The organism is Novosphingobium sp. KACC 22771 (assembly GCF_028736195.1).
In the GTDB taxonomy this organism is placed as follows: Bacteria; Pseudomonadota; Alphaproteobacteria; order Sphingomonadales; family Sphingomonadaceae; genus Novosphingobium.
Genome location: NZ_CP117881.1, coordinates 67,729 through 82,843, shown reverse-complemented (window position 1 = coordinate 82,843; position 15,115 = coordinate 67,729). Strand labels below are relative to the sequence as shown.

General features: G+C 63.1%; 14 protein-coding genes. 6 read left to right on the top strand and 8 right to left on the bottom strand.

The features are described 5' to 3' along the window. Window positions 1-11: 11 nt before the first annotated feature. Genes PQ467_RS00410 through PQ467_RS00400 form a run of 3 tightly spaced genes read left to right on the top strand, consistent with a single transcriptional unit; the run spans window position 12 to window position 1,875 of the window. Window positions 12-1,163: an alpha/beta hydrolase gene (locus PQ467_RS00410; RefSeq protein ID WP_274174611.1), complete on the top strand. Its 1,152-nt coding sequence runs from the start codon at window positions 12-14 to the stop codon at window positions 1,161-1,163. Further along, window positions 1,163-1,567, top strand: coding sequence for a VOC family protein (locus tag PQ467_RS00405; protein WP_274174610.1), 405 nt, complete (start codon window positions 1,163-1,165; stop codon window positions 1,565-1,567). Before PQ467_RS00410 ends, PQ467_RS00405 begins: the two co-directional genes overlap by 1 nt. Further along, entirely contained in the window at window positions 1,567-1,875 is a 309-nt protein-coding gene (locus PQ467_RS00400) for a putative quinol monooxygenase (RefSeq protein ID WP_274174609.1), read from the top strand. Before PQ467_RS00405 ends, PQ467_RS00400 begins: the two co-directional genes overlap by 1 nt. Window positions 1,876-1,919: 44 nt before the next feature. On the opposite strand, the gene PQ467_RS00395 is transcribed toward PQ467_RS00400, so the two are convergent. The 4 genes from PQ467_RS00395 to PQ467_RS00380 form a co-directional block, all read right to left on the bottom strand. Further along, window positions 1,920-3,140, bottom strand: coding sequence for an MFS transporter (locus PQ467_RS00395; protein ID WP_274174608.1), 1,221 nt, complete (start codon window positions 3,138-3,140; stop codon window positions 1,920-1,922). A 51-nt stretch (window positions 3,141-3,191) separates the two neighbouring features. Then, window positions 3,192-4,262, bottom strand: a complete 1,071-nt coding sequence (locus PQ467_RS00390) for a VOC family protein (protein ID WP_274174607.1) — start codon at window positions 4,260-4,262, stop codon at window positions 3,192-3,194. 266 nt (window positions 4,263-4,528) lie between these two features. Then, on the bottom strand, window positions 4,529-5,533 hold the full coding sequence (locus tag PQ467_RS00385) for a LysR family transcriptional regulator (RefSeq protein ID WP_274174606.1): 1,005 nt from the start codon (window positions 5,531-5,533) through the stop codon (window positions 4,529-4,531). Window positions 5,534-5,548: 15 nt separating this feature from the next. After that, window positions 5,549-6,478, bottom strand: a complete 930-nt coding sequence (locus tag PQ467_RS00380; RefSeq protein ID WP_274174605.1) for an NAD-dependent epimerase/dehydratase family protein — start codon at window positions 6,476-6,478, stop codon at window positions 5,549-5,551. A 269-nt stretch (window positions 6,479-6,747) separates the two neighbouring features. Here PQ467_RS00380 and PQ467_RS00375 point away from each other — a divergent pair, with 269 nt between their 5' ends. After that, on the top strand, window positions 6,748-7,884 hold the full coding sequence (locus tag PQ467_RS00375; RefSeq protein WP_274174604.1) for an FAD-dependent monooxygenase: 1,137 nt from the start codon (window positions 6,748-6,750) through the stop codon (window positions 7,882-7,884). A gap of 267 nt (window positions 7,885-8,151) precedes the next feature. Here PQ467_RS00375 and PQ467_RS00370 read toward each other — a convergent pair whose 3' ends face one another. The 4 genes from PQ467_RS00370 to PQ467_RS00355 all read right to left on the bottom strand — a co-directional run bounded on the left by PQ467_RS00370 (window position 8,152) and on the right by PQ467_RS00355 (window position 13,386). Then, entirely contained in the window at window positions 8,152-10,596 is a 2,445-nt protein-coding gene (locus PQ467_RS00370) for a TonB-dependent receptor (RefSeq protein WP_274174603.1), read from the bottom strand. A gap of 166 nt (window positions 10,597-10,762) precedes the next feature. After that, window positions 10,763-11,785, bottom strand: coding sequence for an aromatic ring-hydroxylating dioxygenase subunit alpha (locus PQ467_RS00365; RefSeq protein WP_274174602.1), 1,023 nt, complete (start codon window positions 11,783-11,785; stop codon window positions 10,763-10,765). 82 nt (window positions 11,786-11,867) lie between these two features. Further along, window positions 11,868-12,854: a cupin domain-containing protein gene (locus tag PQ467_RS00360; protein WP_274174601.1), complete on the bottom strand. Its 987-nt coding sequence runs from the start codon at window positions 12,852-12,854 to the stop codon at window positions 11,868-11,870. Window positions 12,855-12,930: 76 nt separating this feature from the next. After that, complete coding sequence (locus PQ467_RS00355) at window positions 12,931-13,386, bottom strand: carboxymuconolactone decarboxylase family protein (protein ID WP_274174600.1); 456 nt, start codon at window positions 13,384-13,386, stop codon at window positions 12,931-12,933. Between the two features lie 172 nt (window positions 13,387-13,558). Between PQ467_RS00355 and PQ467_RS00350 the strand changes: the two genes are divergently transcribed. Continuing rightward, window positions 13,559-14,038 carry a carboxymuconolactone decarboxylase family protein gene (locus PQ467_RS00350; RefSeq protein ID WP_274174599.1) on the top strand — a complete coding sequence of 160 codons (480 nt, stop codon included), beginning with the start codon at window positions 13,559-13,561 and terminating at the stop codon, window positions 14,036-14,038. 185 nt (window positions 14,039-14,223) lie between these two features. Then, the gene (locus PQ467_RS00345) at window positions 14,224-15,066 is read left to right on the top strand and encodes a sigma-70 family RNA polymerase sigma factor (RefSeq protein ID WP_274174598.1); all 843 of its coding nucleotides are present in this window, start codon (window positions 14,224-14,226) and stop codon (window positions 15,064-15,066) included. The last annotated feature ends 49 nt before the right edge of the window (window positions 15,067-15,115 follow it).

The window sequence follows — 15,115 nt, the reverse complement described above, 5'->3', positions numbered from 1 at the left end:
AGGAAATACAGATGTTTGAACCCTTTCCCGGCAATTACGTATGGAATTTGGCGACCAATCTGGCGCTGGTTGCGGGCGGCAACCATGGCGAGATCGACGAGGCGTGCCGCCCGGTGCGTGAGGCGGCCAAGGCGGGCGCGGACGCGGGCAGCGCGGTCTTGTTCGACAGTTGGATCGCGGTGGCCGATCAGGTGGCGAAAAATGCCGATGCCGATCTGGCCCAAGGGTTCCACCTTTCGGCGGGCAGCAAATATCTGCGGGCCAGTGGCTATTATCTGGCTGCCGAACGCATGCAGAGCCGCGATTATGCGCCGCGCTGGGCGGCCTATGATCGCGGGCTGGAACTGTATCACAAGGGCAGCGCGCTGCGCGGCCTGCATGTGGACAAGGTCGAAATCCCCTATGAAGGTTCCAGCTATAGCGCGATCTTCGTGCATGATGGCAGCGGCACGCCGCGCCCCACGCTGGTTTCGGTCAACGGCCTCGATTCCATGAAGGAACAGGTCAATATGGCGGGGCACGGGGCCGCCAACCTCGAACGCGGCATGAACACGCTGTTCCTCGACCAGCCCGGCACCGGCGAGGCGATCCGCAAGCGTAACCTGCCCGCTGTCTATGATGCGGAGCGCTGGGGCAGCCCTGCCTTTGACTATCTGCTGACCCGCAGCGATGTGGTCCACAGCAAGATCGGCATCTTGGGCCTCTCCTTTGGCGGCTATCACGCGCCGCGCATTGCCGCGAATGATCCGCGCTACGCTCTGTGCGCCGTGATGGGCGCCAACCATGTGTGGGGCGAGCGCCAGCGTCAGCGCGTGGCCAATGAGGGCGAGAACCCTGTACCGCATTACTGGGACCATGTGCTCTGGGTGTTCGGCATGGAGGACCGCGAAGCGTTCCTGAACTATGCCGACCAGATCACGCTCAATGGGCAGGTCGAGAAGATCAAGGTGCCCTTTCTGATCACCCATGGCGAGAATGACCGGCAGATCCCGGCGTTTAACGCTCAACTGTCCTATGATCAGGCGATCAACAGCCCCAAGCGCCATTTGCGCATGTTCACCAAGGCCGATTTCGAAGTCGAGCATTGCGGCGCGGACAATGGCACCGGCATGCGCGACTATATTGCGGATTGGTGCGCCCAGACCTTTGCCGAAATAGGTTAATGGCGGACTTTGCCTTTCATCATGGCGGCGTTTCGGTGCCCGATCTGGACGAGGCCATCGCGTGGTACGGCCGCGTGCTGGGCTTTGAGGTGGAAAAGCGGTTTTATATCGAGGCTGCGCGCAGCCATACCGCCATGGTGAAAAAGGGCGCGCTGCGGTTCGAACTGTTCGAGGTGGAAGGCGCGGCGCCGCTGCCCGAGGATCGCCGCCATCCGCCGCGCGATGTAAAGACGCATGGCAACAAGCATATAGCTTTCCGCGTGACCGATCTTGACGCCTTTCTGGCCGAGATGGCGGACAAAGGGGCCGATATCGCCTTTGTTGTGCGCGAAGCGTTTGGCAAAGGTTGCTTTGTGCGCGATATGGCAGGCAATCTGATTGAATTTGTTGAGGAGCCGGACTGATGGTTTTCGAAATTGCGCGTATCACTGTCGATCCGGCCCGCGCCGAAGATTTCGAAGCCGCCGTCGCCAAGGCCGAGCCGTTTTTCCGCGCTGACGCCGGCTGCACCGGCTTTGCCCTGCAGCGCGTCGTGGAGGAGCCGGGTGTCTATCATCTGGTGGTGGGCTGGACCTCGGTTGAGGCGCATAATGATGGGTTTCGCGCCACGCCGAATTTTCAGGAATGGCGCGCGCTGGCCGGGCCGTTCTTTGTCGCCCCGCCGCAGGTGATCCACACCAGCACGGTGATCGGCGCGGTCTCCGTCGCCTGAAGGACGCCATGCCCGCCGGTGCAAACATCGGCGGGTATGGCCTGTCAGCCATGCGGCATGCTGTGCATGGCAACATCATCCGCGCCGCGCCCGATATGCCGGGCGATCAGCACGATCACCCATAATCCCAGCATCGTGGCCACCGAGAAGACGGTGAAAGCCGCCTGAAGCCCCCCGGCATGGCTGGCGGCGAACGTCACCGTCACCGGGCTGAGGAACTGGCCAAAGGCAAAGGCGCTGGTCCAGATACCGGCGCCGCGGGCGCGAATGTCGAAGGTCAGCAGGCTCATCGCCCAGACCAGCAGAGTGGGCAGCAGCATGCCCGATCCCACCTGATTGACAAAGCAACCGATGAGGAAGACCGCAGGCGAGGCAGCCCGGCCCATCATCAGAAAGCCCAGCATCAGGGCGACAAATTCGATCACCAGCAGGCGCGGAACCGGAATGCGCCCCATCCGCGAATAGAGCAGCGTGCCCAGCGGCACACCCAGGGCGGCGACCGAGGTGAGAAAGCCAACGCGGGCCGGATCATCAAGGCCAAGCAGGGCAAGCCCGCTCGATGCCTGAATCTGCACCGTGTAGAACAACACTGAGCCAAACACCGTGATCGCCAGAATGACCGCCATGCGCGACCACGGAAACCCCGACCAGCCCACATCGGGGGAGGCGGCCTCGTCCGCTTCATCGCTCTTGTCGGCCGGTTCCCAGGTAAAACGCAGAACCAGCCCCATCATCACCAGCGCGCAGAGATAGACCCAGAAGGGCGCCCGCCATCCAAACCGCCCCAGCAGACCGCCCACATTGAGAAACACCACCGCCGAGATGGAGGCAAAGGCGGTTTGTCCGGCCAGCCACCTGTCGCGCGCGGGACCGTGGAAATAGTCGCCGATCATGGTGGTGGAGAGCACCATGATCAAGGTCTCGGCCATACCGACGCCAATGCGGCTGATCAAAATGGAGCGCAGGTCATGCAGGAAAACCGGCAACACGCCGACCACGGCATAAAGCGCGAAGGAGGCCAGCAACAGCCGCCGCCTCCCGAAATAATCGCCCATCATCCCCGCCACCGGCGAGAGCAGCGCGACGCAAAGCGCAGGGATGGTCAGCACCATCGGCACCCAGTATGCATACCCCGCCACGCCGCTGAATTCGCGCATGATCTGCGGCAGGCTGGGCGTCAGCAGCACGATGGCCATGGCCGAAAGGGTAATCGGCAACAGCAGGGCTATGCCCGTCATGATGCCGGGTTCGCGTTGTCTGGTCATTCCTGTTCCTTGCATCCTCTCGCGCCGCCCCATCAAAGCGGGGGCGTGGTTTTAAAGCGCGTGCTCGTCGTCCTGGGTGAGGCGGCTCAATTCGCCCGTCATCGGCCGCTTGCCCGATGCCGCCTTGCGAAAGGGATCAAAGCTTTGCCGATCGGCATCGAAGCGCATGTCCCATGCAATGTCCGGCCCGCGGAAAATGGCCGGCGGGCTGGCCGCCCACAGCAAAGAGCCGAATTTGAAATCCCAGGCGCGCGGCACCCAGTTGTCGTCGAGATAATCGGTATCGGCATGATATTCCGCCTCGCCGCCATGGCCGGGGATTTCGCAGTAATAATAGATCGCGCTGGAAATGCGGTGGCGCGATATGCCGCCGCTGGTGTTCATCGTGGTGTTCTTCCACCCCTTGTCGGCCATGAGGTTGGCGCCCAGCATCACTTCGTCAATATCGTCCATGCCAAAGGCGATATGCATGAATTTGAAGTGATCGGGGGCAATCGGCAGGTCGCAATTGACCCAGAAGATCGAGTGATGCTCGAATGTGCCGGGCGCGCGCGCAAAAATGCCCACGCCCTTGCTGTGGTCGGTATAGCGAAAGCCCAGATGCCGCTCGTAAAATTCAAAGCTGCCGACATAATCGGGGCTGAAGAACACGATATGGTTGATCGTTTTGGGAATCGCCTTGTGTCGCCAGATGCGGTGCTGGTTAAAGCGGGGCTGCGTCTGGGGCGTGTTGACCGGCGATGCCGCGCTTGTCACGGGCCGCTTGTCCCATATGCGCAGGGCGATGGGCTGGCCATCGGGGCATACGCAATGGACGGTGCCCTCGGCATCGCGGGTCACGGCCACTTCGGTTGCCAGACTGGCGGCGATGCGTTCCAGATTTTCGGCATTGTCCACGCCCCACACCGTCAGCTTGACGCCGTTGCCGTCAAATGGATCGGGTGACGGCAGGCGCGCATCGCCCAGCGGCAGCAGGATGATCCGGCTGCCCGAGGCAAGGCGGAACACCGCCTCGGTTGCCGAAATGCTTTCCACCGGCAGGCCGAAATCAGTCCAGAAGCGGCTGTGCAGGGCCAGATCATCGACCCCGAACAGGACGCTTTCCACGCCCAGAATGCTCATACAATTCTCCCCAAGGTTTTGCGCCTTATGCGGGCGCGCCACGCGAGCGAGAAACGCATAGCATCGGATGGCTGCTATCGGTTTTGCGGGAAGATTGTCGGGGCGGTCATTTGCCGAAAAGCACGCCCGGCGCGAACAGGATGGTGCGCGCGTTAAGCAATCGGGGGGCATGGCGGCACACCGCTCTGAAGCGGGCTCGCGCGTCTGCCCGCAGCGCCGCGATCAAGGCCGCGCGGCGGGTGTTGGACGGGGCCGGGAGGTAATCCTCAGGTGCCGCGCAGGTTGGGATGGTTGTGCTGATAATGGGCCATAATCTCTTCCCGCCGCGCTTCGGAGAAGTCGAGCACATTGCTGTCCGTCGGTGTTGCGCTTTCATTGGCAAAGGCGGCAAGACGTTCGACCACCCATCGCAGCGCCTGATCATTGTTGTTCGAGATGTGCCACTGGATGGCTTCGCGGATCGGCGGGATGTCAAAGGGCACCTCGCGCATCACCAGCGGCAGGGCGCCGACCATCTGAACCGCAAGGCGGCGGTGCATGGTGGCAATCCGGCGGGTGCCCAGCACCAGCGCGGTTTGCGACAGGAAAGTGGGGGCAACCACCTCCAGCCGACGCTGTGTCTTTTGGCGCCGCACGAACCAGTCGTCAAACGCGGGCACCCGGCTTTTGCCAAAGCGCGCCGTGACATGGCCCAGCGAAAAATAGCGCTCCCGCGTCATTTCGCCCTGCATCGCGGGGTTGGCCGCATCGCCCACCACGACATAATCGTCCTCGAACAATACCTGGCTGGGATGATCGGCGCTGATGGCAAAGTCGATGGTCAGCAGCAGGTCGATCTGCCCGCGTTCCAGCGCCTCGACCGGGCTGTCGCCCATGGGCTGGATTTCAAAGCGCATCTGCGGCGCCTCGGTTTCCAGCATGGCCAGCGCACCGGCGAGCAGGACCTGGGTGGAATAGTCCGAGGCCATGAAGCGGATCTGACGGTCGCAGGTGGCCGGATCGAATTGCGGCGCGATGGCAATGGTGGTGCGGATCTGCTCCAGCACCGCGCGCACCGGTTCGATCAGCTCCTCGGCCCGCGCGGTCAGCACCATCGAGCGCCCTTTGACCACCAGCAGTTCGTCGCCAAAATAGTCGCGCAGCCGACCCAGCGCCGATGACGTGGCCGATTGGGACAGGCAAAGGCGGTCGGCGGCCAGACTGACGCTTTTCTCGGCCAGCAGCACATCGAGCGCGGCCAGCAAATTGAGATCGAGCCGTTGGAAACGCATCGCCATTCTCCCGGATCAAAGCGTCGCAAGCGCGCTTTTGACGAGGCTATCAATATCGCCATCATGGGCAAAGCCCGCTTTTTCCGCCGCCGGTGTGGCCAGCGGCGGCTGGGCGGCAAAGGCGGCCTCGAGCGCGGCATCGGGCTCATAGCGGACCCGATCCGGAGACACGCCGCATTGGCGCGCGATACTGGCGGCCAGATCGCCCATCGTCACGCGCAGCGCGGGCAGCGTGACCGCGCGGGTGGGGGGCAGCAGGGCGGTATCGAGCGCAAGCGCATGGAGGAAATTGTCGGCACAGCGCTCGACCGATTGCGCCCAGATCGTGCCCTGCGCCGACACCGGGCAGATGAATTCCTCGCCCGCCTTGAGCGCATGGAACAGGTTCGACATGAAGGCGCTCTTCATGCCCGATGGCCCCTTGGGCCGCGCCAGAATGCCCGGCAGGCGCACCGAGACCCCATCGATCAGGCCGCGGTTGGAAAACATGGCCACCGCCTGTTCCATCATCGCCTTGTGCGCGCCATAGATCATCTTGGGGCTGAGCGGGGTGAGATCATCGACATGATCGGGCATGGGATCGCCAAACACCGCGATGGAGCTGGCAAAGACAAAGCGCGGTCGGTGGCCCGCCGCCGCCGTTTCCAGCAGCAGATCATACATCGCGTCCAGATTGATCCGGCGCGATGCCACAGGATCGGCCTCCGCCGCCCCGCCCGGCACCGTGGCCAGATGGATCACCGCCGAGACGCCCTCCTTCAGGGCCTGCGCGCGCACGGCCCGATCGGCCAGATCCCCCGCCACCACCCGCGCGCCATCGGGAATGCCGCCCTCTTGCGTATCCATGGCGATCACCCGCTCGCCCCGCTCGACCAGTCGGGCGACGATCCGGCGGCCGACAAAGCCGCCCGCGCCGGTGATCACAATGGGTTTGGAATCGTTCATACGGGGGCCTTTTCTTTTACAACGCCGAGCGGCTCTGGTGGTTGGGCTTTATCAGGAGCGCAGGTCAAAGGCAGGCGGCGCAAGGTGAAGGGCGCCATGATCCGATCGACGGCCTTTGCATACAATTCTCCCATGTTCGTCTCTGCGCTTCACACGCGATTGAGACGGGTCTAGCCCAAAGCGGCGGCCGCGTCGCTTCCATTGCGTGAATAGCTGTCTATCCAATGTTCGAATTTGTCTCTTGCGCCATGCGCGTTACGCCGGATCGCATGACACGGGAGAGCATCAGCAGCGTCCACGAGGCGCTTATCGTTGGCGGCGGGATCGGCGGCATGGCCGCGGCGATCGCGCTGTCGGAGCGCGGCGTCAAAGTCGAGCTTATCGACCTTGATCCGGAATGGCGGGTCTATGGGGCGGGGATCACGATCACCGGGCCGACCTTGCGCGCCTATCGGCGGCTCGGCTTGCTCGACGCGATCAAGGCGCAAGGCGCGATCACCACAAAAACCCGGCTTTTCAAATATGACGGCACGCATCTTCGTGACCTTGACGAACCGATCATCGAAGAGGGATTGCCCGCCACCGGCGGTATCATGCGCCCGATTCTCCACCGCATCATGCAGTCGCGGGTCAAGGATCTGAACATTCCGGTGTGCCTTGGCCTGACGGTTCGCGCGGCAGTCAACACCGATGACGGCGTCGATGTCACTTTTTCGGATGGCACAAGCGGCCACTATGATCTTGTCATTGGTTCGGACAGCGTGTTTTCCGGGATGCGCGATCTGGCTTTCCCGCATATGGCGCCTGCCGAGCCGACGGGGCAGGCGTGCTGGCGCATCTCGATCCGCAAGCCGCCGGCCATGGAGGCGGGCGAATTCTACCTTGGTCATGCCAATCCTTGCGGCATCACGCCCTGCGCGCCCGATTCGGTCTATATGTGGATGCTGACCGCGCATGAGGCGGGCACGCGGATGGATGATGACCGGCTATACAGCGAGTTCAAGCGTCTGCTGGCGGAATTTGGCGGCAATGCCGGATGGATCCGCGACAATATGACCCGCGATGACTGGATCAACTATCGCCCGCTGGCCGCCGTGCTTCAGCCCAAGCCCTGGTACCAGGGGCGGATCGTGCTGCTGGGCGATGCGGTCCATGCCACCACGCCGCATCTTGCCTCGGGTGCGGGCATGGCGGTGGAAAGCGGCATCGTGCTGGCCGAGGAACTGGCCCGGGCCGAGAGCGCGGAGGCTGCGCTGCTGGCTTATCAGGAGCGGCGTTACCCGCGCTGCAAGGATGTGATCGACAGTTCGGTCTCGTTGGGGCGCCTGCAATTGGCCCATGGCGATCCGCGTGAACATGCCTTCATTCTCGAAGGCGCGCTCGCAAGGCTCAACGAGCCGTTCTGATGGCGCCAAGGGGTGCGGCAGAGCCCCGGCGTGTTTATGCAAAGTTCCTTAGAGGCCCGCAGCGTTGCCAACGCTGCGGGCTTTATGTTTTGGGAGGGCCCGTCGCTCCGGCTGCTGGGCGTGGCTTGACCGCATCGGATCAAAATGGCGCCCGCCACAGTCTCGCAGCCTCATAAGACAAAGCCGGGGCCGACAGGCTGATGGGCGCATTCACGCCCGACCAACCTGTCGGCCCCGGCTCTCACACCTTGCCCTTGTGACGGGCGCTCAGAAGTTGCCCGACAGGCGCAGGCCAAAGGTGCGCGGCGCCGAGAAATGCCCGATGGCCGCGCCGATCGGCGCCGATTGCGGGGCCAGATCGCGGCGTTTGTTTTCCATATTACGGATATAGCCGGTGAGCGCCCATTTGCCGTCATCCGTGCGCAGCGTCAGCGAGGCGTCCGTGGTCCAGTAAGCGGGGATGCTTTCAAACGCCAGATATTCGAACCCACCCCATTGCTGGTCGCGCCAGGCGGTGTCGAGATTGGCCACCAGCTCCAGCCCATGGCCCAGCGGCACCTTTTGCTCGGCCCCCAGATTGACCGTCCACTTGGGCGAATAGAGCAAAGGATTGCCCGAGCAGTTGAAGTCCTTGACCGGCGCGCCGCCGGCCGATGCCCCGGTGAAGGTGAAAGGACAGGCGAAATTGTCCCGCGGCGCGGCGGTGTAGAGATGCAGATTGTCGTAGGTGGCGTCGAGATGCTGGACCTTGGCGTTGAGCGTGGTGCCGCGCGCGGGTTTGACCAGCAGATCGACGTCAAAGCCCTTGATCGTGGCGCGCCCTGCGTTCTCGCTGGAATTGATCAGCGTGCCCGATGTGTCCACGGTGAAATAGGTGATTTGCTGATCGCGGTATTTCCAGATGAAGGCTTCCATGTTGAGCTGGATGCGGTTGTTGAGGAAACGGTTCTTGGACCCGATCGTATAGGCGGTGATGAATTCCGGCTTATAGCTGGTCTTGCTTTCGGTCATCTGGAGCCCGCCCGCGCGATAGCCGGTTTCAACCGTGGCATAGAGCAGGTTTCGGGGCGTCAGATCGAATTCGGCCGATGCCTTCCACGTCACGCGCGAAAATTTCAGCGAGTCGGAAACCGGATTGTAGGTCTTGAGAATGGCGCCCACCCCGTTGGTCAGCGGAAAGACCTGATACCCGGCCTGGGCCGTGCTGTTGGGCGCGATCCAGTTGTTGGCCTTGAGCCAGGCCACCGTGTCGTTCTGATTGAGCAGGTTGGGGTAGTAGGGCATCGCGCCGGGCGCGGCGCATCCGGCGGCAAACGAGGCCGGAGGCGTGATCAGCGCCGGGGGCGGGCCGCCGCAGAAGGTTATGAAGTTGTTGATCAGGCCGTTGATCGATTTCGTATCATGGGTAAAGCGCGCGCCGCCCACCAGCCGGAACCGATCCGAAACATGCCCGGTCAATTGCCCGAATGCGGCAAGGCTGTCGGTCTTGAGCCGGTAATCGACGATGGGGAGCACGAACTCCTGATTATACTGGTTGTTGGCGTTGATCTTCTCGTTGAAATAGAAGCCGCCCGCGACATAGTCGATCTTGCCCACGCTGCCCGCGAAGCGCGCCTCCAGGCTGGTCTGGCGGATCTTTTCATTGGTCATGGCCGTGTTGAAGGCGGGGCCGTAAAAGACCGAGTGATCCACGCTTTCGCGATAGGCCGGAATGACCGTAACCTTGCCGATGCCGGTCTTCCAGTTGAGTTCGGCGTTGACGCCCCAATAGGTGCTGTCGGCCCGCTGATCGGTGTTGAGCGGTTTGAGGAAGGCAAAGGCGGGCGAGCCCAGGATCTGGCCACGGAAGGCGTTGGCGGCCGGGGTGTTGAAGCCCTCGCTGGTGCTCAGGTTCGCCGGGACCATCGTGTATCCCCCCGCGGCGTTGGGCACAAAGGCGCCGATATACGATCCGCCGATGCCTTTGCCGCCAACATGCGTGTAATCCGCCCCGATGCGCAGCGAGAGATCGCTGGAGGGTTCGATCAGATATTGCGCGCGCAGCGACTGGCGCTTCATGTCGTCTGTGCCGTCGCGGTTATAGCCATCGTGCGAGGAATAGGCCCCGCCAAGGCGCAGGGCGCTGTTGGCGCTGACGCTCAGATTGACATGCGCGTCGATATCCACCGCGTTGAAATTGCCATAGCCCAGATTGAAGCCCAGCGAATTCTCGCCGAGCTTGGGCCGGGCGGGAATGACATTGACCGCGCCGCCGGTGGCGTTGCGCCCGTAAAGGATGCCCTGCGGCCCCTTGAGCACCTCGATCCGGGCAAGATCATAAAACGCCGCGCCAAAGACACCGCCGCCGCGCCCCAGCACCACGCCGTCATAGCTGGGCGTGACCGCTGGATCGACATAGCTGCTGGTGGTGATATTGCCGACGCCGCGGATGAAGATCGACGAGATATTGCCGCCGGGCGAGGGCAGCGAGATCGCCGGAACCGCTTTGGTGACGTCCAGCGCGCTGGTGATGCCGCGCTGGACCAGATCGGCGCCCGATACCGCATCGATGGGGATCGCGGCCTTTTGCAGGCTTTCTTCCTTGCGCTGGGCGGTAACGACGATTTCTGAAAGTCCGACGGGCGCAGGGGCGGACGGCTGGCTTTGTGCCAGGGCCGGGGCCGCAATGGCCAGAGCGGCCAAGGCCGTGGTGCCAAGAAGGGCGTAACGCATCAAATTCTCTCCCCAGGATATGTTTTTGCTTTGGGCGACGCATAGAGGCTGCGTGTCGCGAACTCCCGCCGTTTGTATGGATGCGTTCCCATCCATGTTTCGAATGGATGCTGTGCAGGGGGCGCCGCCGGGGCCGCCCGCAACAGGTCGGTCCCGGCAAGGCGGCTTAGGGCCGGGCCTGCTCGGCGCGGATCATCGCGGCCAGTTTGCGCCGGGCACGGATCGCCCCCAGATCAGGTGAGAGCACCAGCGGCTTGAGATCCATGAGGTCGCTCTCCCCCATGGCCCGTTGCTGGGCTTCGACCATGGGCTTGTCCTCGTCGGTAAAGACATGGGTGACGATGCGCGTCATGATGGCGTTATATTCGGCATCATCGCGGCGGAAACTGCGACAGTTGGCATAGAAATAGTGGGTGGTCGTGGCGGTCTCGGGCGTCATGATGTGAAAGGCCTTCGCCTCCACCGGGCTGTCATCGGGTCGCTCAATCTCGATGGTCAGGGCCATGGTGGCAGGCGCCGTCCAGACCACCTGCGTGCGCTGTCTGGCGGGGGCGGAGGGGTCGGGCATTTCCCCGGCAAAGGCGGGCGGCACGGTGTCGCTGTCAACCTGCCATGCGATGGTGACGCTGTGCTCCGCCTCGCTGACGGCGGCGGTGGAGCGGGAGATCGAGCCGCCGCCCAGCGTATTGGCATGCAGATAGTCGACGTGGCTGAGGTCCATGATATTGTCGCTGAGCAATTGGTAATTGGCGGCCACATGCAGCATGCCATGCATGCGCGCGGATGGCGGCGCGGCGGCCAGCACCGAACAGTCCGGGATCAGCGCCGGATCGGCCCGCGCGGCATCGCCCATCCACACCCAGATAACCATGCCCGCCTCATGCGCGGGATAGGCGCGGATGGCGGCATTGGGCGCAATCCGCCCATCGCCATGGGGATTGCGCACACATTGCCCATCCGGGCCAAAGCGCAGCCCATGATAGGGACATTGCAATTCGTCGCCATCGCGCCGCCCCATGCTGAGCGGGACAAAGCGGTGGCTGCACCGATCGGCCAGCGCCCGCACCGCGCCGCCGGTGTCGCGGTAAAACACGATGGGTTGCGACAATATGGTGCGCGAGAACAGCTTGTCCTGCTCCACTTCGTCGGCCCATGCGGCCATGTACCATGCATTGTGCAGGAAACTCATCGTCCTTCTCCCAGGCTGTTATCGGGGAGAGTTAGCCGGAGTTTGGCGGCGGTTTATATGCCCTGCACTATCTAAAAACGGCTCAATCCGCTCGCGGCTGCGCGTTCTGATGGGCCTTTAAATAGGCGCGTGGCGGCCGACCATAGCGCCGGGTAAAGGCGGTGCGAAAGGCGCGCTCGGAGCGATATCCGGCCAGTTCGGCCAATTGCGCGATCGGCATGCGTTGGTTCAGCATCATGTCGCGCGCGGCATTGAGCCTGATGCCCAGTACATAATCCATCGGGGGCTGGGCCAGCAGTTCGGCAAAGCGGCGGGCAAAGGTCGATGGTGCCATGTTGGCCTCTTTGGCCATGGCGGCCACGCTCCATCGCCCCATCGGCCGCGCATGGACCAGCGACAGGACCCGGCCGATCTGCGGGTCGGACACGCCTTTGAGCCAGCCGGTGCCTGCGCCCGGATTACTGGCGATCCGGGCGCGCAGAAAGCTGGAGAACATCAGGTCCGCCAGATGCGAAGCGGTGGCCGTATAGCCGGGCAGGTGCATCCCTTTTTGCTCCACCAGATAGGTCGAGAGGCTGGAGAGCCATGGGAAGATCGTTGCCGCCTCGCGGCGGATGATGAAGGAGGGGGGTAGGTCGGACAGGATCGGGCTGCGCTCGGGTTCCCGCAGCAGATAGGCCAGCGCCAGAATGCGGGTGCGGGGCGCGCCATCGCCCGGATCGGCGCCGACGCTCAGACGCAGCGGCGCCTCGCGGCGGGTGGCTGGTTCAAAGGTGTCGGCGCCAATGGGCGAGAGCACGTCAATCAGCGAGAGGATCGGCGCGTTCGGCCCGCTGGCAAAGCTGTGGCGCGTGCCGTTGAGGACGACAGCCGTTTCGCCCGCGCCCAGCCACGCGCCATCGCAATTGGCCGCGGCAAACCAGCAGTTTCCTTCCAGCACCGTCAGGCTGCAGGCAAAATCGGGCATGGCCTGTGTCAGGCCAAAACCCCATTCGCCGCCAAAGTCGAACACGCCGATCGAATTGGCCAGCACCTTGATCGAAAGCAGAGCGTTACCCAGCAAATCCATGTCGCGACGCCTTAAACCCGGTCTTTTGACCGGCCCGCGCCATTTTAGGCGGCCGGGCGCGGGCGGCAAGTGCGGATCAGGCGGCGGCCTTCACCGGCAGACGAAACGGGGCGCCGAGGCGATTGAAGGCGTTCATCGCGGCAATGGCGATGGTGAGGTCGACCAGATCCTTGGGCGCAAAGGCCGCCGATGCCGCAGCATAGGCCGCATCGCAGGCGTGCGTCTGGCTGACAAGCGTCACCTCTTCGGCCCAGGCCAGCGCCGCGCAATACTTGTCCGGAAACAGGTGCTGCACCTCGGCCCAGACCGGGACCAGTGCGACCTTGTCGACAGGCATGGTCCTGAGCAGGTCGCGGGTGTGCAGATCGATGCAATGGGCGCAGCCATTGATTTGCGAAACGCGCAGGAAAACCAGATGGATCAGTTCTTCCGGCAGGTTGGTGCCGCTGGTGACATAATGGTGGATGCCGAAAAGCGCCCTGGCGCCCTGCGGCGCGATTTCGTGCCAGATCAAACGTGTGTCATTGCCCATGATGGATCCCTTTGCCGTTGGCGCCAATCGGTGGCGCGTGCCGGTTTGACGAGGCAGCAGCGGGATGTGTGACATGGCGCCGGCATCTTTTTTTGAAGAATCGCGCGGGGGCCATGTCACATCGCGCGGGCCTGCCCCGTCAAGGTTTGCACCAAGCATGAAGGAGCAAGCCATGACGCAGCGTTTGGATCATTTGCAGCAGAACCCCGACCTCACCAACAAGCTGACCCAGTTGACCTTTGCGGTAAAGAAGGGCGCGGTCGAGCACAGCACTTTGGCGCTGATCGAAATCCGTGCCTCGCAGATCAACGGCTGCGCCTTTTGTCTGGATATGCATATCAAGGAAGCCACCATCCGCGGCGAACGCCCGTTGCGCCTGCATCATGTGGCAATCTGGCGGGAATCGCCGCTGTTCAGCGATCGCGAACGCGCCGCTCTGGCATGGACCGAGGCTTTGACCAGGCTTGGGCCTGAAGGCATCAGCGATGCGCAGTATGAGGCCGTAATTGCGCATTTTTCTCCGGCTGAACTGGTCGATCTGACCTATATGGTGATGGTCATCAACGCGTGGAACCGCGCCTCGATTGCCTTTCGTTCGGTCCCCGGTTCTGCCGACAAGGCCATTGGGCTGGATCGGGCGGGTTTGGCATAGGCGCGTGGGGCGGGATGTGACTTCGCTGTCGGGCGCGGCATTTTTTTTTGGGGGGGGGCGGATGATTCCGGGGCCTTGCCCACGCGCCCGCCGGATGGTTGCGGCCGGTTTCCAAAAGCTGCACAATCGCGGGGTGATTGGCCCGATTGCCGAACCCGCCCCTATTTCGTGATGGAGCCGCGCCGATGACCCGAACCGCAAGCCGGATATTTGATGCCCAGCGCCCGGCGCTGCTGCGCGTGGCCTATCGCATGCTGGGATCGCTGGCCGATGCCGAGGATATCGTGCAGGAGGCCTTTTTGCGCTGGCAAAGGGCCGATCACGCCGATGTGATGGTGCCGCTCGCCTTTCTGCGGCGCATCGTCACGCGGCTGTGCCTTGATCACCTCAAATCGGCACGGGTCCAGCGCGAGGCCTATTTCGGCACCTGGTTGCCCGAACCGGTGGTGGATGAGGATTGGGACGAGGATGTCACCCTGCCGCTGCTCCTTGCGCTGGAGCGGTTGTCGCCGCTGGAGCGGGCCGCCTTTCTGCTGCACGATGTCTTTGGCGAAAGTTTTGATGAGGTGGCGCAGGTGCTGGACCGCGATGCGGCGGCCTGTCGGCAATTGGCCACCCGCGCGCGAACCCATGTGCGCGGCGAGCGAGCCCGTTTCCCGCTGGACCGCGATCAGGGCAAGGCCATCGCCAACGCTTTTTTTGAAGCATCGCAAAGCGGCGATCTGGCCAAATTGGGCGCGCTTTTGACGCAGGATGTGGCCTATTACGCCGATGGAGGGGGCAAGCGGCCCGCAGTGAGCAGGGTCTTGCGCGGTCTGCATGACGTCCTGCGCGCCCATGCCGCGCTGATCCGCCTGCGTCGCCAGCCTCCGCAACTGCTGCGCTTTGCCACGATCAACGGCTTGCCCGGCTATGTCACCCGCGAGGCCGATGGCCTGCTGCAAACCACCGCGATCCAGATCGAGAATGACCGCATTTGCAGCATTTACGTTATGCGCAGCCCCGACAAGTTGGCCCGCATCCAATAGAGAGGGTTGAGGGCATCAAGTTCTGCATCACTCCAGAGCATGTTCAAGA